The sequence below is a fragment of the Ruegeria sp. AD5 genome, assembly GCF_056542345.1.
The window spans coordinates 208,002-224,900 of record NZ_JBQFZR010000001.1 but is presented as its reverse complement, the minus strand read 5'-3'; the positions used below and the strand labels follow the sequence as shown (position 1 = coordinate 224,900).

General features: G+C 57.9%; 14 protein-coding genes. 8 read left to right on the top strand and 6 right to left on the bottom strand.

The window, feature by feature from the left end; all coding sequences use genetic code 11:
* Positions 1-77: 77 nt before the first annotated feature.
* On the top strand, positions 78-1,412 hold the full coding sequence (locus tag ACR0JG_RS01095; RefSeq protein WP_480567253.1) for an 8-oxoguanine deaminase: 1,335 nt from the start codon (positions 78-80) through the stop codon (positions 1,410-1,412).
* 65 nt (positions 1,413-1,477) lie between these two features.
* On the opposite strand, the gene guaD is transcribed toward ACR0JG_RS01095, so the two are convergent.
* Positions 1,478-2,767, bottom strand: coding sequence for a guanine deaminase (gene guaD / locus ACR0JG_RS01090; RefSeq protein WP_480567251.1), 1,290 nt, complete (start codon positions 2,765-2,767; stop codon positions 1,478-1,480).
* Between the two features lie 138 nt (positions 2,768-2,905).
* Here guaD and mgtE point away from each other — a divergent pair, with 138 nt between their 5' ends.
* The 5 genes from mgtE (at position 2,906) to ACR0JG_RS01065 (ending at position 8,501) form a co-directional block, all read left to right on the top strand.
* The gene (mgtE, locus tag ACR0JG_RS01085; protein WP_480567249.1) at positions 2,906-4,300 is read left to right on the top strand and encodes a magnesium transporter; all 1,395 of its coding nucleotides are present in this window, start codon (positions 2,906-2,908) and stop codon (positions 4,298-4,300) included.
* Positions 4,297-4,863 carry a 5-formyltetrahydrofolate cyclo-ligase gene (locus ACR0JG_RS01080; RefSeq protein WP_170732957.1) on the top strand — a complete coding sequence of 189 codons (567 nt, stop codon included), beginning with the start codon at positions 4,297-4,299 and terminating at the stop codon, positions 4,861-4,863. Before mgtE ends, ACR0JG_RS01080 begins: the two co-directional genes overlap by 4 nt.
* Before the next feature lie 112 nt (positions 4,864-4,975).
* Entirely contained in the window at positions 4,976-5,788 is an 813-nt protein-coding gene (locus ACR0JG_RS01075) for a TIGR00282 family metallophosphoesterase (protein WP_170647938.1), read from the top strand.
* Between the two features lie 91 nt (positions 5,789-5,879).
* Positions 5,880-7,658, top strand: a complete 1,779-nt coding sequence (locus tag ACR0JG_RS01070) for an SLC13 family permease (RefSeq protein WP_480567246.1) — start codon at positions 5,880-5,882, stop codon at positions 7,656-7,658.
* 96 nt (positions 7,659-7,754) lie between these two features.
* A complete protein-coding gene (locus ACR0JG_RS01065; RefSeq protein ID WP_170401560.1) occupies positions 7,755-8,501 on the top strand; it encodes a YbaY family lipoprotein in 747 nt (248 codons plus the stop codon).
* Here ACR0JG_RS01065 and ACR0JG_RS01060 read toward each other — a convergent pair whose 3' ends face one another.
* From ACR0JG_RS01060 to ACR0JG_RS01045, 4 genes are all read right to left on the bottom strand, one after another.
* Positions 8,502-10,163, bottom strand: coding sequence for an FAD-binding dehydrogenase (locus tag ACR0JG_RS01060; RefSeq protein WP_170647944.1), 1,662 nt, complete (start codon positions 10,161-10,163; stop codon positions 8,502-8,504).
* A gap of 11 nt (positions 10,164-10,174) precedes the next feature.
* Positions 10,175-11,032: a bile acid:sodium symporter family protein gene (locus ACR0JG_RS01055; protein ID WP_170401554.1), complete on the bottom strand. Its 858-nt coding sequence runs from the start codon at positions 11,030-11,032 to the stop codon at positions 10,175-10,177.
* Positions 11,033-11,104: 72 nt separating this feature from the next.
* On the bottom strand, positions 11,105-11,839 hold the full coding sequence (locus ACR0JG_RS01050) for a glutamine amidotransferase (RefSeq protein WP_170563916.1): 735 nt from the start codon (positions 11,837-11,839) through the stop codon (positions 11,105-11,107).
* A 16-nt stretch (positions 11,840-11,855) separates the two neighbouring features.
* Positions 11,856-13,628, bottom strand: a complete 1,773-nt coding sequence (locus tag ACR0JG_RS01045) for an SLC13 family permease (protein WP_480567244.1) — start codon at positions 13,626-13,628, stop codon at positions 11,856-11,858.
* Positions 13,629-13,738: 110 nt separating this feature from the next.
* Between ACR0JG_RS01045 and ACR0JG_RS01040 the strand changes: the two genes are divergently transcribed.
* A complete protein-coding gene (locus ACR0JG_RS01040; protein WP_170392173.1) occupies positions 13,739-14,479 on the top strand; it encodes a YebC/PmpR family DNA-binding transcriptional regulator in 741 nt (246 codons plus the stop codon).
* A gap of 172 nt (positions 14,480-14,651) precedes the next feature.
* The gene (locus ACR0JG_RS01035) at positions 14,652-15,926 is read left to right on the top strand and encodes an MFS transporter (protein WP_480567242.1); all 1,275 of its coding nucleotides are present in this window, start codon (positions 14,652-14,654) and stop codon (positions 15,924-15,926) included.
* Here ACR0JG_RS01035 and ACR0JG_RS01030 read toward each other — a convergent pair.
* Positions 15,923-16,816, bottom strand: a complete 894-nt coding sequence (locus ACR0JG_RS01030) for a LysR family transcriptional regulator ArgP (RefSeq protein ID WP_480567240.1) — start codon at positions 16,814-16,816, stop codon at positions 15,923-15,925. The genes ACR0JG_RS01035 and ACR0JG_RS01030 overlap by 4 nt on opposite strands.
* Positions 16,817-16,899 lie beyond the last annotated feature (83 nt).

The following is a 16,899-nucleotide window of genomic DNA, read 5'->3' as shown; positions in this document are numbered from 1 at the left end:
CACGGCTGGTTCTTACGCCCGTTTTCCACCAGCCCATCACTCCATGCATGAGACGGGCAGTATGCGGGAGTGCGAAAATGACAGAATTTCTGATCCGTAACGCCGATATGATCCTGACGATGGATGATGATCGGCAAGAGCTTGCAGGCGCTGATCTGCTGGTTCGGGATGGTAAGATTGCCCAGATTGGCCAGCGCCTTACGAGCGATGGCGAAATACATGATGCAAATGGGTGTGTTGTGACCCCCGGTCTGGTGAACACCCATCACCATCTCTACCAAACGCTCACCCGCGCGGTTCCCGGCGGGCAGGACGCATTGTTGTTTGGTTGGTTGCGAACGCTCTATCCCATCTGGTCCCGCTTTGGTCCTGACGAGATGTTTATATCTGCCCAGATCGGATTGGCCGAGATGGCACTGTCCGGCTGCTCGCTTAGCTCTGACCACCTTTACCTATATCCAAATGGCGCGCGGCTTGAACACACGATCCATGCAGCGTCAGAGCTGGGGCTGCGTTTTCATCCCACGCGTGGAGCTATGAGCATTGGCGAAAGTGATGGTGGACTGCCTCCTGATGCTTTGGTCGAATCCGAGCAGGCTATTCTGGAGGATATGATCCGCGTAGTAGATGCCTATCACGACCCATCTGAGGGTTCGATGTGTCGCGTTGGTTTGGCGCCATGTTCGCCGTTCTCGGTTAGTCGGGACCTGATGCGCGATGCCGCGCTGTTAGCGCGCGACAAAGGTGTGATGCTGCACACGCATCTGGCGGAGAACGATGAGGATATAGCCTATTCTCAAGATCAGTTCGGATGCAGACCCGGCCAATACGCCGAAGAATTGGGCTGGACCGGTTCAGATGTCTGGCACGCTCATTGTGTCAAGCTGGATAGCGCCGAGATTGACCTGTTTGCACGTAGCCGAACCGGCGTTGCGCACTGTCCATGTTCCAATTGTCGTCTTGGTTCAGGTATCGCGCCAGTCCGAAAAATGCGTGATCAAGGCGTGCCAGTCGGGTTGGGTGTGGATGGATCAGCCAGCAACGACAGCGGCAATCTGATGGCCGAGGCGCGCCAGTCTATGCTGCTGCAACGAGTCGCAAACGGCGCTGACGCCATGTCGGCCCGTGAGGCGCTTGAGATCGCCACCCGAGGCGGGGCGGATGTGTTGAATCGGCCCGATTGCGGCCGGCTTATGCCCGGTAAACGAGCTGATATTGCCATTTGGGACGTGCAAGGAATTGAAAGTGCAGGCAGTTGGGACCCCGCTGCGCTCCTTCTGGCCGGACCGACGCGTGTCAAACACCTCTTTGTCGAGGGACGCCAGATTGTTCGTAACAGTCAGATCGCCACGATCGACCTGCCAAGGGTCATAGAAACCCAGAATCTTCTGGCACGCGCGCTGGCAGAATAGCGGATCCGCTCTTCATCTGGCTAAAAATACCTCCGCCGGAGACATGGGCCATAGGCCCATTCCTATCAATCAGAAACGGCTCGTCCGGCGATCCAGGTATCGATTACGGCACGGTCATCACCCATCATAATGGTCGGGAACACCGCTTCCCAAAGATCATCAGCATGAGCTTCGCGCTGGGCGATAGCAGGCGTCGATGCGAGGTTCAGCACCGCCAGATCGGCTTCCATGCCCACGGCGATGTTTCCAATTCGGTCATCCATCCGCAGGGTACGAGCCGATCCCACCGTTCCAAGCCAAAGCAATTGCGACGGGTGCAAGGGTTGGCCCCGCAATTGACCAATCTCATAGGCCGCAGCCATTGTGCGCAGCATTGAAAAACTTGAGCCGCCTCCGGTGTCGGTGGCCAAGCCCACGCGGTGCCCTGAGTGGATCAGACCATTCATGTCAAACAGGCCAGAGCCGATAAACGTGTTTGATGTGGGGCAGTGGATCAGAGCTGCATCTACCTCGCGCAGACGATCCCGCTCTCGGTCTTCCAGATGGATTGCGTGCCCATAAAGGCCATTTCCGCCCAGCAATCCAAACTGCTCATAGGTGTCCAGATAGTCGCGCGCGTCGGGGAACAGGGATCGGACCCATTCGATCTCATCGGTCTGTTCGCTCAGATGGGTTTGCATCAGGCAGTCGGGATGCTCGGCCCAAAGCGCGCCCATCGCCTCCAGCTGTTCTGGCGTCGATGTCGGCGAAAATCGTGGAGTGATGGCGTAAGATATGCGATCAACCCCATGCCACGTTTCAAGCAGAGCTTTGGACTGGTCGTACCCGGTTTGTGCAGTATCCCGCAGCCCCTCAGGCGCATTGCGATCCATGCAGGTTTTACCCGCGACGACCCGCTGCCCACGCGCCTGCGCGGCGGTAAAGAAGGCATCAACACTCTCTGGATGAATGGTGCAAAAGCTGCACATGGTTGTGGTGCCATGGGCTGCGGTCAGGTCTAGATATCTGTTTGCAATTTCAGCGGCATAGGCGGGGTCGTCAAACTTCATCTCTTCAGGGAACGTGTAGCTGTTCAGCCAATCGATCAGCCGCTTTCCCCAGCTCGCGATCATTGCCGTCTGCGGATAGTGGACATGAGAATCCACAAATCCCGCCATGATCAGCTGATCGCCATAATCCTTAATGTTGGCTTCGGGATGCGCGTCAGACAGGTCGGACGCCTGGCCCAGTGCCGCGATGCGGCCATCTTCGATCAGGACGGCTTGGTGAATTTTGGTCGCATCGGTGGGCTCACCTTCGAACGGTGATCCGTTGAAGCTAAGCACACGTCCCTTCAGAAGCGTCTTTTGCGCCATTTGTTCTGTTCTCCGCCTGTTTTGGACCGCCAACCAGCATAGGGGCGCGAAAGATGCGGGTAAATTGGACCATTGTCATTGTTTTCCGGTAGCTGCTTCTTCTATCTAGGGGCAATCGACAAGAAAGAGGGGCAGCGCATGACGACAGGCAACGACGAAGCCAGACCCGATCAGCCCCGCGATGAGGACGCCTATGCGCTGGACCCGCGAACCGTTGCGGCCATCCTTTATGCGGTTGATGTCGAAGACCGTGCCAAGCTGATTGAGCTGATGGAGCCGCTACACGCGGCCGATATCGCTGACCTTCTGGAACAGATCAATCCTTACGACCGTGCGCGCCTGATCCGGCTGTATGACAAAGAGTTCGACGGCGATATCCTGTCGGAGCTCGACGAGTCAGTTCGGGAAGAAGTGATCAATGTCCTGAAACCGGACGTTCTGGCCGAAGCCGTTCGGGATATGGAAAGTGATGACGTTGTTGACCTTCTGGAAGACCTTGAAGAGCCGCAGCAAGAAACCATCCTGGGCGCGCTTGAAGACTCCGAACGCGTCGCGGCAGAGCAAGCCCTATCTTATCCAGAAAACTCTGCTGGCCGCCTTATGCAGCGCGAGGTGGTCATGGCGCCCGATCACTGGACCGTGGGGCAGGCCATCGATTTCATGCGTGCCAACGACGATTTGCCGGAACAGTTTTATCACGTCATACTTGTTGACCCGCGATTGAAACCGGTTGCTCAGGTCACGCTGGGCAAGTTGATGGCAACCCGGCGCGAGGTGCCGCTGCAGGACATTGCCGAAGATGAATTCCACACCATCCCCGTCGAACAGGATGAAGAGGACGTGGCCTATGCGTTCAATCAGTATCACCTGATTTCGGCTCCGGTCGTGGATGGCGACGGTCGTTTGGTCGGTGTTATCACTATCGACGATGCGATGGTGGTCCTGGACGAAGAATACGAAGAGGATATGCTGCGTCTTGCGGGCGTCTCGGACGAAAGCTCTCTGTCCGATAGTGTGGCGGCAACCAGTAGGCGCCGCTTGCCTTGGCTTGGTGTCAATCTGGTTACGGCGATTTGCGGATCGCTGGTGATTTCTCAGTTTGAGGCCGCGATTGATCAACTGGTGGCGCTCGCGATTCTGATGCCGATCGTCGCCTCGATGGGGGGCAATGCCGGGACCCAATCACTTACCGTTGCAGTGCGGGCGTTGGCAACACGCGACCTGACCGGCTCGAACGTAGGGCGCGTGATCCGGCGAGAACTGCTGGTGGGAATGCTCAACGGGCTGTGTTTCGCTGTCGTGTTGGGAACCGTCGGGATGATGTGGTTCGACTCCCCGCTGCTGGGTGTCGTGATCGGATCTGCGCTGGTCGTGAACATGATCATCGCGGGCTTTGCTGGTACGGTAGTACCGGTCGTGCTGGACCGTCTGGGTGTTGACCCGGCGCTGGCGTCAGGAACCTTTGTGACCACGACAACGGATGTCATGGGGTTCTTCATCTTTCTGGGGCTTGCCAGCGTGGTGCTATTGTGAACGAGACAACCGATCTGACCGAAATCAAGGCCGCAGCGCGCAAGGCGGCATTCGCGCGACGCAAGGTAGCGTTTGATATGCGCATCCCGGGCGCGGCCGGGCGCTTGTCCGAGGTTCTGGCGGGTCATCGCGGTGTTCCCATGTCTGGCTACATGCCGATCCGCACCGAAATCGACCCGCTGCCTGCAATGGCCGAGGCTTCTGCATATGGTCCAGTGGGCGTGCCTGCCATTCAGGCCGCAGGGCAGGCGTTGCGCTTCTCTCGATGGACGCCTGAGGGCATACTGAAAGATGGACCCTTCGGCGCGAAAGTGCCCGAGATCGATGACTATTTCGACCCGGAAATCCTGATCGTGCCACTGGTTGCGTTTGATGCGAAGGGTGGCCGCTTGGGCTATGGCGGCGGCTTCTATGATCGCACGCTTGAAGGGTTGCGCGCCAAGCGCCCGACGCTTGCCATAGGATTTGCGTTTGATGCGCAGGAAGCCGAACATCTGCCGCTGGAGCCGACCGATCAAGCACTCGATATGGTGATTACTGAAAGCCGGGTGCTAACTTTCTAAGTTATCCCTCGCTATGCGCGATCGCGATTTCCTTTACATTGGCAGGCTTCAGGCTGAGTGATTGTTTGCTTCTGCCTTGTTATTGCCACTTCCAGCCCCTAGGACCGCAATCATGAGGATTTTGTTTCTTGGTGACGTCATGGGGCGCTCGGGTCGCGCCGCCATCCAGCAGCATCTGCCACGCCTGCGTGACGAATGGCGGCTGGATTTTGTCGTTGTCAACGGCGAGAACTCCTCGAACGGAATGGGGCTGAGCGGGGACCACGCCAAGCTGCTTTTGGACGCGGGGGCCGATTGTATCACCTTGGGCGATCATGCTTTCGACCAGAAAGACATGCTGCAGTTTATTGAGAAAGAACCTCGCATCGTGCGTCCGTTGAATTATGCCAAAGGGGCACCGGGGCGGGGGCATCGACTGTTCACCGCGCCGGGCGGTCGCAAGGTTCTGGTGGTGCAGGTGTTAGGGCAGGTCTTCATGAAACGCCCCTTTGACGATCCCTTTTCGGCCATTGAACCGATCCTGAAATCGCACCCACGCGGCGGCCAGGCGCAGGCGATCATCGTCGACATGCATTGCGAGGCAACGTCCGAGAAGATGGCGATGGGCCATTATTGCGACAAACGCGCGAGTCTTGTGGTTGGGACGCATACGCACGTTCCAACGGCAGATGCGCAGGTATTGCCGGGCGGTACAGGATATCTGACCGATGCCGGGATGTGCGGCGACTATGACTCGGTCATCGGAATGGACAAGCAGGAACCGATGCGCCGGTTCATAACCGGGATGCCCAAGGCGCGGTTTACGCCTGCGACCGGTGAGGCGACCTTGAGCGGAGTTTTTGTCGAAACCGATGACCGCGATGGAAGCGCAAAATCCGTGCAGATGATTCGTGTTGGCGGGCGGTTGCAGCAGTCTAGACCCTGAAAAGCACGTCAGACTTGCCCCGCCGCACGCAATACGTGAAACTACCTATTAGGCGCGTGTGCCAGATCAGGGTTCGGACAGAATACCAAGAATGCAATTCCTTCAACTGACAGAGATGGGCAGCGCAATTCTGGCGCTGATGATCGTAGCGGGCATGTTCATCATGTTTCTGCGCGAGGTCTATCCGACCGAAGTTGTCGCCATCGGCGGGGCGGCCCTGATGCTGGCAACCGGTATCCTGCCCTATCAAAGTGCGCTTGCAGTCCTTTCGAATCCCGCGCCGTGGACCATCGGCGCGATGTTCATCATCATGGGTGCCTTGGTGCGCACCGGAGCGCTTGATGCCTTCACCTCGCTCGCGCAGAAGCAGGCGCAGGTGAACCCTCGGTTTGCCATCGGGTTATTGATGGCGTTTGTCGTCGTCGCTTCGGCGGTGGTGTCGAACACACCGGTTGTCGTTGTAATGATCCCGGTCTTTATCCAGATCGCCCGCACGCTGAACGTTTCGGCGTCCAAATTGTTGATCCCGCTCAGCTATGCGGCGATCCTTGGGGGTACGCTGACGCTGATTGGCACCTCGACTAACCTGTTGGTCGATGGTGTGGCCCGCGCACAGGGTATGGCGGCGTTTTCAATCTTCGAGGTTACCCCGCTGGGCATCGCGCTGGTGATCTACGGTATGGTGTACCTGCGCTTCATTGCGCCACGACTGCTACCCGAGCGTGACAGCATGGCCGAGATGCTCAGCGACCGCTCCAAGATGAAATTTTTTACCGAGGCGGTCATTCCACCCGACAGCAATCTGATCGACCGCGAAGTGACCGGTGTTCAGCTGTTCAAGCGCCCCGGTGTGCGCCTGATCGACGTCATCCGAGGCGATGATTCACTGCGGCGGAACCTCAAGGGGGTGACGCTGCAAGTGGGCGACAGGGTAGTTTTGCGCACCGAGATGACCGAATTGCTGAGTCTTCAAAGCAACAAGGAACTCAAGCGCGTGGATCAGGTCTCAGCCGTTGAGACCAAGACAGTTGAGGTTCTGATCACGCCGGGCTGCCGCATGGTTGGTCGAACGCTGGGTGCGATGCGGTTACGTCGCCGATATGGTGTCTACGTCCTGGCGGTTCATCGCAGGAACCAGAATATCGGGCGTCAGTTGGATGCTTTGACCGTGCGTGTCGGGGATACGCTGCTGTTAGAGGGCTCGCCTGCGGATATCCAGAAGCTGGCCGCCGATATGGATATGGTCGATGTTACGCAACCTTCGGCACGAGCGTTTCGCCGCAGCCATGCGCCCATAGCCATCGGTGCGCTGGTCGGGATCGTCGCCCTGGCGGGGTTGGGCGTGGCACCGATTTTGCTGTTGTCGATCATCGCCGTTGCTGTGGTTTTGCTGACCCGATGTATCGACGCGGATGAGGCGTTCTCATTTGTCGAAGGCCGATTGCTAGCCCTGATCTTCTCCATGCTCGCAATTGGGGCTGCGCTCGATAAATCGGGCGCGGTTACACTGATTGTCGAAGCGGTCGCACCGGCGCTGGGCATGCTGCCGCCTTTCTTGATCATATGGGCCGTATATCTGTTGACCTCGGTGCTAACCGAATTGGTTTCGAACAACGCCGTGGCAGTGGTGGTCACACCGATCGCGATCTCTCTGGCTCAGGCCGTAGGAATTGATCCGCGCCCGCTGGTGGTCGCGGTGATGGTGGCGGCATCGGCATCCTTCGCGACGCCCATAGGCTATCAGACCAACATGATGGTGTATGGCCCGGGTGGGTACAGATTCACCGATTTTCTGAAAGTTGGTGTGCCGCTGAACCTGACTGTGGGTCTGCTGGCGTCGCTTCTTATTCCGTTCATCTGGCCGCTCTAACACTGGCACGGATTCGCCGACTTGGTGTTTCGGGGCTTGTAAATGTCGATATCGTCACAATCTTTTTGCCTAAGATGAATGTGAAAGGATGGGATCATGCCTTTTCCAAAACTCGGGCAGGCCATTGTGGCCGGAGCAATCGTATTGGCTTTGCTGGGCAGCCAAAGCTCGGCAGGAACAGTCACTGGCACGGCAACCTACCGTGAACGGATCGCCCTGCCACCGGATGCGACGCTATTTGTCGAATTGCAGGATATCTCTCGGGCCGATGCGGCAGCGGTCACGCTGGCGGCGCAACGCTATGCGTTGAACGGAGTGCCCTCGGAATTTGAACTGACTTTTGATGACGCGCTGATCCGCGAGGGGATGACCTATGCCGTACGCGGGTCGATCTATCGCGGGGGTGAGCTGTTGTTTACGACGGATACGGTCCATCCCGTGCTGACCAACGGCGAAGGCAATTCGGCTGATCTTGTGCTGGTGCAGGCCGGTGCTCAGAGCCCCGCGACCCTGGAAGGGACCGAGTGGACAGCCATCGGTATCGGTGGAACCGTGCTCGACACAAAACGGCCGCCCCAACTTTCCTTCGCTCAAGGTGGTGCGTTCGGTGGCACGGGCGGTTGCAACCGGTTTTCTGGGCAAGCCGAGATCACCGGCAACAGCCTTGAGTTTCCAGACAATATGGCCGCGACTTTAATGGCGTGCCCGCCAGAACTGGACGAGGTCGAGGATCAGTTCTTTGCTGCCCTGCAAAACGTGACGAACTATGCCGTTGCCGGCGACAGCATGGTTTTGCTCGATGCTGCAGGTGAGCCGATACTGAAATTCGTGCGCACCCAGTAATCAGGCCACTGCGCGGGACCTTCCTGCGTTGCGACCCGAGAAGATGCAACCGCCCAGAAACGTGCCCTCTAGCGCGTTGTACCCGTGATAGCCGCCACCGCCAAAGCCAGCGACCTCTCCGGCTGCAAACAAGCCGGGGACGATTTGTCCATTGGCGCCGATCATCTGACTGTCCAGATTGGTCTGCAGCCCGCCCAGTGTCTTGCGGGTCAGTACGTGCAGCTTGACCGCGATTAGCGGGCCGTTTGATGGATCGAGGAACTTGTGCGGTTTGGCCGTCCGGATCAGCTTGTCGCCCCGATAATTGCGTGCCGCAAGGATGGCCATCATCTGGGCGTCTTTGGAAAACGGATTGTCGACCTGAGAATCCCGTGCCTCGATCTGGGTGCGCAGATGCGTCTCGTCTATCAGACCTCCGCCTAATTGGTTCATGCCGCTGACCAATTCAGTCAGCGTGTTGGCGACGACGAAATCCTCGCCCTTTTCCTTGAACGCCTCGACCGGGCCGGTCGCCTTGGTGCCAGACAGGATGCGCTGACGGATCACCTCTTTCCAGCTGCCCGAAGTGAAATCCGGGTTCTGCTCGGACCCCGATAGTGCAAATTCCTTTTTGATGATCTTCTGGGTCAGAACGAACCAGCTGTATTCATATCCGGTTTTCAGGATCTCTTTCAGCGTTCCCAGCGTATCGAACCCCGGTAGGCAAGGGGGTTGCAGGCGATTGCCGCGCGCATCGAACCACATCGAACTTGGGCCGGGTAGAATACGTATACCGTGCGCGGGCCAGATCGGATCCCAATTGCGCACACCTTCAGTGTAATGCCACATTCTGTCGCCGTTGATGACATGTCCGCCAGCTTTCTCGCTGATCGGGATCATGCGGCCATCGACATGAAACGGAACGCCAGCCACCATATCTTTGGGCGGTTCACCCAGCCGGTCGCGGGGCCAGTTCTGTCTCACCATCTCGAAATTCCCACCGATCCCACCAGAGGTGACAATAACCGAAGGGGCATAGACTTCGAATTCGCCTACTTCGTCCCGGTTGGTCTTGCCACCTCTTTGAATGCCGTCATCGGCCAGGACCTCCCCTGACACGCCTTTGGCAGAACCATTTTGCATAATGATGTGGCTGACTTGGTGACGGAACTTCAATTGGATCAACCCGGCGTCGACATGCGCGCGGACGCGGCGAATAAAATGCTCAAGTACACCTGGGCCGGTTCCCCAAGTGATGTGAAAGCGCGGGACCGAGTTGCCATGGCCGTCCGCATAAGACCCTCCGCGTTCGGCCCAGCCCACGACGGGAAACCAGCGCAGCCCCATGTCATGCAGCCAGGGACGCATTTCACCTGCGGCGAACTCGACATAGGCTTCAGCCCATTTGCGGGGCCAGTTGTCTTCGTCGCGGTCAAACTGCGCGCTGCCCATCCAGTCGCGCAGCGCCAGATCGTGGCTGTCGCGGATGCCCATGCGACGTTGCTCGGGGGTGTCGACCATGAACAGGCCGCCGAGGCTCCAAAACGCCTGTCCACCCAGAAAATGCTCTGGCTCCTGATCCAGCACGATCACCCGCTTGCCCCGGTCGCCCAATTCGGCCGCCGCCGAGAGGCCCGCAAGGCCGCCTCCGATCACGATCGCATCTGCGGTGTTATTGGTCATCGAATGTCCTTTCAGCGGCTGCGGAACCAAAGGATGAAGGGGGTTACGACCACATACATCGTGATACCATAAACGGCGGCGGGAACGGCAAGTGGGCTGAAGCCGGTCGTGGTGCCGGTGATCAAAGCTGCCAGCGTAATTCCCATCGCCGAATTCTGAATGCCAGTCTCGACCGAGATCGTTTTCGCCTCACTCCATGTCAGATTGGCGATGCGCGCCAGCCCCAGACCGATCAGCAACAGCGCAACGTTCAACGCGATCAGAGCTGCCCCAATCGAGCTGAGGTTTTGGATGAAGAACTGCCAGTTTCCGGCCAGTGCCGCCGCGACGATCAGCACGAACAGTATCGATGCGAGCGTCGAAAGCGGGCCGTCGACCCGAATGGCGAACCCCCTTGCAAAGTGACGTATGGCGACACCAATTGCGACTGGTAGGGTCGTGATCAGGAACAGCGCGGTGGCTAATGCGCTGATCGAAACTTTGGGTGCGGCCTCGCCCATGAAATGATCTATGGACCATGCGGCCAGAATGGGGACGGTCACGATGGACAGCAGGCTGATCACCGCTGTCAGGCTGACCGACAGCGCCACATCACCTTTGGCAAATTTTGCGAGGATGTTGCTGGTGACCCCACCGGGGCAAAAGCTTAAAAGCATGACACCCACGGCGATTTCAGCGGGCAGTCCGAACAGAGTGACCGTCGCGAAGGCAGCCATTGGTATCAGCACAACTTGACTGATGGCGCCGATGGCGAAGGGGTACCCCCGCGCCAAAACCCGGCGGAAATCGGCGGCTTCTAGCCCGATCCCCAGTGACAACATGATAATAGCCAGCGAAATGGGCAGGCCAACGTTGATAAGCAGGTCCAAGAACAACTCCTCCCAAAGTCATTCGGGCCAGCCTATGCGAGGGGTCGTAGATCAGGCAACAACGCCGTTGGGTCACCCGTAGCGTTGAGCAAACCGGCGCAGGATTTCACCCGGCTCCGTAACGTCTGCGGCATGGCACATATCGATCAAGCTTTGCGCATCCTCCGGCGGAAAATAGCCGTGGTCCTTGTAGATGTTAATCCGCTGCTCAAAATCTTTGGCGTCCGCTTCGGGGTGGAATTGGGTGGCATAGACATTCTGCCCCCAGCGGATCATCTGAAACGGGCAGGGGTCAGACGCTACCAGATGAACGCAGCCATCCGGCAGTAACTGTACGGCTTCCTTATGTCCCACAAACGCTTCGAATTTCGGCTTTAGGCCTGCGGTCAAGGGGTCTTGGGTGCCATCCTCTGTCAGACGGCAGTCGGACGGTCCGACCGGTTCGCCAAATTGCCGTTTGCTGACATCTCCGCCCAAATGTACGGCGAGAATACCCAAGCCATAGCAGCAGCCCATGAACGGGTGATCTTTCGCAGTGATCTGGGGCATCAGTCTCATGATCGCGCCTTCGATCTTTGCATCCAGCGCGGATTTGGTGGTCGGATCGTCACTGACGCAGCCGGGACCCCCACCCACGATGACACCAGCGTAATCGACGACATCCAGCCCTTCGGGCAGGTCTTCGCAATCCAGCCGGATGCGATGAGTTTGCGCAGGGCTCAGCCCGGTTTTGTCCAGTATCGAGGCATATTCGGCATCCGATGCATCGGTTTCCGGGCGCAGTTGCAGGATCAGAAAGCGTTTCATAGGCAGCCTTTAGCCATCAAAGCGGCCAGAACACAAGGATCGCGGGGATCGAGACCGCGATGATCAGGATTTCCAGCGGCAGTCCCATGCGCCAGTAATCGCCAAAGCGGTATCCTCCGGGACCAAGCACCAGCGTATTGTTCTTGTGCCCAATGGGCGTCAGAAACGCGGCAGACGCCGCAACGGCCACCGTCATCAGAAACGGATCTGGCGACACCTCAAGCGTGCGCGCCATCTGAATGCCAACAGGGGCCGCGACAATGGCGGTGGCTGTGTTGTTCAACACATCGGACAGGGTCATCGTCACGACCATCAGTACGGTCAGGATTGCCCAGGCGGGCAGGCCGTTGGTCAGCTGAATCAAGGCGTTGGCGATCAACTCGGTTCCGCCCGAGGTTTCAAGCGCGCTGCCCAATGGGATCATTGACCCCAGCAATACAACCACTGGCCATTCGATGTGGTTGTAGATATCCGCAATCGGCATGATCTTAGTCAGCACATAGGCTACGATCACGAACCCCAGTGCGATCGGCAGATAGATCAGCCCGATACTGGCCGCCAACACGGCTGCCGCAAACAGGCCGATGGCAAGCCAGGCTTTCTCATTCGCGGTTACATTCAAGCCGCGCTCGGCCAAGGGCAGGCAGCCGAGCCACTCGGTGACATCGGGTGCTCGGTCGCGCGGGCACAGCAGCAATAAGATGTCGCCGGGCTCGACCTCGGTTTTGCGAACCTGACTGGTGATCCGGCGCCCTTGGCGTGAAATGCCCATCAGGACTGTACTCTGTCGCCAGGCCAGTCCTAACGCCTGCGCAGTTCGCCCAGTGATGCGCGCGCTTTCGGGGACAACGACTTCAACCACTTCCAGCCCTTCGCCTTCGGCAGTCAAAACCTCCTGCCGACGGGCGTCCGAGAAATCCAGATTGAGCGCGGCGCGGAACTCATCCAGCGCTTCGGGGCGTGCTTCCAGAACAAGCGCATCGCCTTCATGCAGGGTTGCGTGGGTTGATCGACCATAGCGTCGCTTTCCGTCCCGGATCAGGCCGATGATAGCGACGTCAGATTTCTCGGCGGCCTCATAGAGCTCACTGACCCGTTTCCCGATATGGGGCGATTCAGGCGGGATCGTCAGTTCGGCGATGTATTCGGCCAAAACTTCCGAGGTTTCTTCCTGCGCGCCGCGATTGGGGATGAGGCGCCAGCCGATCAGCGCGACGAACGCCAGCCCCGCAATTGCAGCCAATCCGCCCACCGGTGCGAAATCGAACATGTGAAACGGTTCGCCCAGTGTTTCAGCCCTGATCGAGGCGATGATGATATTTGGCGGCGTACCAATCAGCGTGGCCATCCCTCCCAGGATCGTCGCAAAGCTGAGCGGCATCAGGCTAAGGCCGACCGGGCGCCCCGCTTTGCGCGCGGTCTGGATATCGACTGGCATCAGTAGCGCCAGCGCCGCGACGTTGTTCATGAAGGCCGATAGGATCGCCCCGATGCCGCCCATTAGCGCGATATGCGCGCCCAATCCGCGCGATGCATCGACCAGCGTGCGCGTGATCATGAACACTGCACCCGAGCGCACCAGACCGGCAGAAACCACCAGCACCAACGCCACGATGATCGTGGCCGGGTGCCCGAACCCGGCAAAGGCATTGTCAACGGGCACCACACCCAGCGTGACCGCGATCATCAAGGCGGTAAATGCTACAAGGTCATAGCGGAAACGCCCCCAGAGCAGCATTCCGAAAACGGCGATGAAAAGGGAAAAAAGAATGATCTGATCTGTCGTCATACCGCCACCATAGTCACGGGCGAAGACAGGGCAAGCCGCTCTCTTGATCCTTTGCCCCGCAAACGTCTATATGAGCGCCAAACACGCAATCACGATGACGAGGACGCACCATGGCAGGCCACTCCAAATGGGCCAATATCCAACACCGCAAGGGACGTCAGGACGCCGCGCGGTCCAAACTGTTTTCCAAGCTGTCGAAAGAGATCACGGTCGCCGCCAAGATGGGCGACCCCGATCCCGACAAGAACCCGCGCCTGCGTCTGGCGGTGAAAGAGGCCAAGTCGAATTCGGTGCCCAAGGACGTGATCGACCGTGCGATCAAGAAGTCCGTAGCAGGCGAGGGCGATGAATACGAAGAAATCCGGTATGAGGGCTATGGTCCCAACGGTGTGGCCGTGATTGTTGAAACGATGACCGATAATCGGAACCGTACCGCCTCGACTGTTCGTTCGACCTTTTCGAAGAATGGTGGAAACTTGGGTGAAACCGGCTCGGTCGGGTTCATGTTCGACCGCAAGGGCGAAGTTGTGTATCAGGCAGACGCAGGCGATGCGGATACGATTTTCGAAGCCGCGATCGAGGCCGGGGCAGAGGATGTCGAAAGCTCGGATGACGGTCACATCATCTGGTGTGCAGATACGGACCTGAACGATGTGTCGAACGCGCTAGAAGAGGCGCTGGGCGAATCCGAATCCACCAAGCTGGTCTGGAAGCCGACAACGACGACCGAGTTGGGTCTGGAAGACATGCAAAAGCTGATGAAGTTGGTGGATGCATTGGAAGACGACGACGACGTTCAGCGCGTGACCACTAACTTCGAAGCGACCGACGAGGTTATGGCGCAGCTCTGATGTACCGGACAAACGCCAGATGAAACAAACCCGGCCCAGCGGCCGGGTTTTTCTGTTGCAGTTGCGCGTCTTACACAAGCCTTGGTCCTGCAGCCTCTTGCGATTAAACTCAGATCATTGAGGCTGAAGGACCTGAAAGGCAACCGTAGGCACATCATGCAGAGCATCGCAAATGGCGAGTAAATCGACTGATCCGGCCCGACGAAATGTCCCGGTTCTGGCTAGCCAAAGTATCCTTTCCCAAGTGGCGTGGACTTTGGGCAGCCCGTCTATCGTATTGCCATTCCTTGCGGTCTCGCTGGAGTTACCGATGTTCCTTGCCGGTGCATTGGTGTCGATCCGCATGGTTGGCAGCATGATCTCGGACGTGTTTTTCGCCCGCTCCATTGCTGCGCAGGCGCGGAAGAAACGCGGGATTGCCCTGACCGAGATCGGAATTGGTGGTTGCCTTCTGATGGCCCTTTTGATCGCGGCCACCGGCAGTGTCTCATTGACGGCCATTGCCTTTGTGATCGCCTTTTTCATGATTGGGCTTATTGAAGAAAGCCAATCCCTGATGCTGTCTGACTTGTTGGGCGATCATCTGAAATCGAAATCCCGGATGGTTATCCGTTATCTCCAATTGGGCGCGGGAGGTCTTTGTGCCATCGGCTTGGTATTGCTGATACACGAGATCACGAAAGAGTACCCGCCATTCTCGCGGCATTCCGCGGTGATTGCGGCCTCGGTCGTGTTTTTCTTGTTTTCAGCATTATGCATTCTCGGCATGGCCGAGATCGCCCCCGATGAGTCCTGTAATGGAAAACCTAAAGGTGCAGGACGTCAATCGCTGCAGAACATCATCTCCGGAATCGTAAGTATGTTCGAACAGCCATGGTTCCGGCGCTATATGGCTCTGCGGCTTCCTTTGGTTGTCGTGTCGCTGTCGGTTCCGTTTTTTGCGCTCATCGCTGCCGAGGCACATCACAACTCGGCCAAGGGTTTGACGGCCATGATCATCTCATCCGCGTCCGGCTATCTGGTCTCGGCACCCTTGTGGCAACTGGTGAACATGAAATCACACCGTACCGTGATGGTCGCGGGCAACTTGTTGGTCGCAGTGACAGGGATCGTTTTGTTGGCGTTCCACTATGCCGGTATCGATCACGAAGTTCACTTGCACGCCATTGCTCTGTTTGTCGTCTCGGTGGCGACAACTGGAATTTCCAGTGCGCGCCAGCTTTATTTTTTAGACGTTGCGCCCAAGGAACAACGTATTCAGGTCGCAGCAGCCATCAAATCCATCTGCAGACTCGCTGCCGTTGCACTGTCCGCAATTTTGGCCGCGGTTGCACATATGCACGAGGTTGCAGCTGCCATCGTGTTTATCGTGCTGGCCAGCATCTGGGCGGCATTTAGCTGTTACCGCATCGCGAAACCGCAAAAGGCTTCAGAGTCGCAGGCCTAATGTGCCGCCGGTGTGATCAGTTGCTGCGTTGCCGCGCGGCGTACCGCTTGGGTCAAGGGTGCAAGGGCGGGGGCAAGGACGCGCCCGATCTGCCAGGTCAGTTCGATATCGAGCGGCGCATCGGGGATTACTTCGCAGATCTGCCCATTTGCGATCGCTCTTCTTACAAGGCTTTCGGGGTTCATACCCCATCCTAATCCGGCGATTGCCGCGTCAACAAAGGCATTTGTGGACGGCAGAAAGTGAGACGGTGGTGAAAGACGGCTGCCTGTCTGGGCATATATCCAGGATTTCTGCAGATTATCCTTGCGGTTAAAGGTCAAGCAGGGGGCCTGTGCCAGGGATTTGGCGGAAACCCCATCAGAAAACCACCGTTGCATGAAGCCAGGGCTCGCGGTCGGCAAATAGCGCAAAGTGCCCAACGCAATGGCATCGCATCCGGTAATGTTCTGACCACCCACCGTTATCGCCGCACTTACGTCGCCACGCCGCAGCCAGTCAGCCGAATGGTCCTGATCGTCAATTACAAGGTCGAACAGTATGTCTTCGGCGCGCGCCATCGCGTCGATAAACCATGTGGCCAGACTGTCAGCCGGTAGCGCGACGCGAACCCGTACCGGACCTTCACGCTGATCCAAAGTCAGCTCTCGCGCCAGCTTTGCCTCCAACAGACCGATATCTTCGGCATGACGGGCGATCCGCAGACCCGCCGGAGTGCCGATGCATGGGGTGCCGCGATGAATAAGGGCCGCACCAACACGATCCTCCAACGCCTTGATCCTCTGCGAAATAGCCGACGGGGTGACGGATAGCTCTGCGGCTGCGGCCTCAAAGCTGCCGTGTCGCAAGATCGCCGCCAATGCTGAGAGCTGATGAGGGTCGAGGAGCATTAGAGTTACTTAATCTGGGTAATCATCATTAATTTGATAGATTCACACTGGCCATGTAGTCAACGAGCATCGACAGGAGGCTG

Bases quoted from the DNA above. Each gene is read 5' to 3' on its own strand.
- ACR0JG_RS01095 (WP_480567253.1), top strand. From the start codon at position 78: ATGACAGAATTTCTGATCCGTAACGCCGATATGATCCTGACGATGGAT.
- guaD (WP_480567251.1), bottom strand. From the start codon at position 2,767: ATGGCGCAAAAGACGCTTCTGAAGGGACGTGTGCTTAGCTTCAACGGA.
- mgtE (WP_480567249.1), top strand. From the start codon at position 2,906: ATGACGACAGGCAACGACGAAGCCAGACCCGATCAGCCCCGCGATGAG.
- ACR0JG_RS01075 (WP_170647938.1), top strand. From the start codon at position 4,976: ATGAGGATTTTGTTTCTTGGTGACGTCATGGGGCGCTCGGGTCGCGCC.
- ACR0JG_RS01070 (WP_480567246.1), top strand. From the start codon at position 5,880: ATGCAATTCCTTCAACTGACAGAGATGGGCAGCGCAATTCTGGCGCTG.
- ACR0JG_RS01065 (WP_170401560.1), top strand. From the start codon at position 7,755: ATGCCTTTTCCAAAACTCGGGCAGGCCATTGTGGCCGGAGCAATCGTA.
- ACR0JG_RS01060 (WP_170647944.1), bottom strand. From the start codon at position 10,163: ATGACCAATAACACCGCAGATGCGATCGTGATCGGAGGCGGCCTTGCG.
- ACR0JG_RS01050 (WP_170563916.1), bottom strand. From the start codon at position 11,839: ATGAAACGCTTTCTGATCCTGCAACTGCGCCCGGAAACCGATGCATCG.
- ACR0JG_RS01045 (WP_480567244.1), bottom strand. From the start codon at position 13,628: ATGACGACAGATCAGATCATTCTTTTTTCCCTTTTCATCGCCGTTTTC.
- ACR0JG_RS01040 (WP_170392173.1), top strand. From the start codon at position 13,739: ATGGCAGGCCACTCCAAATGGGCCAATATCCAACACCGCAAGGGACGT.
- ACR0JG_RS01035 (WP_480567242.1), top strand. From the start codon at position 14,652: ATGGCGAGTAAATCGACTGATCCGGCCCGACGAAATGTCCCGGTTCTG.
- ACR0JG_RS01030 (WP_480567240.1), bottom strand. From the start codon at position 16,816: ATGCTCCTCGACCCTCATCAGCTCTCAGCATTGGCGGCGATCTTGCGA.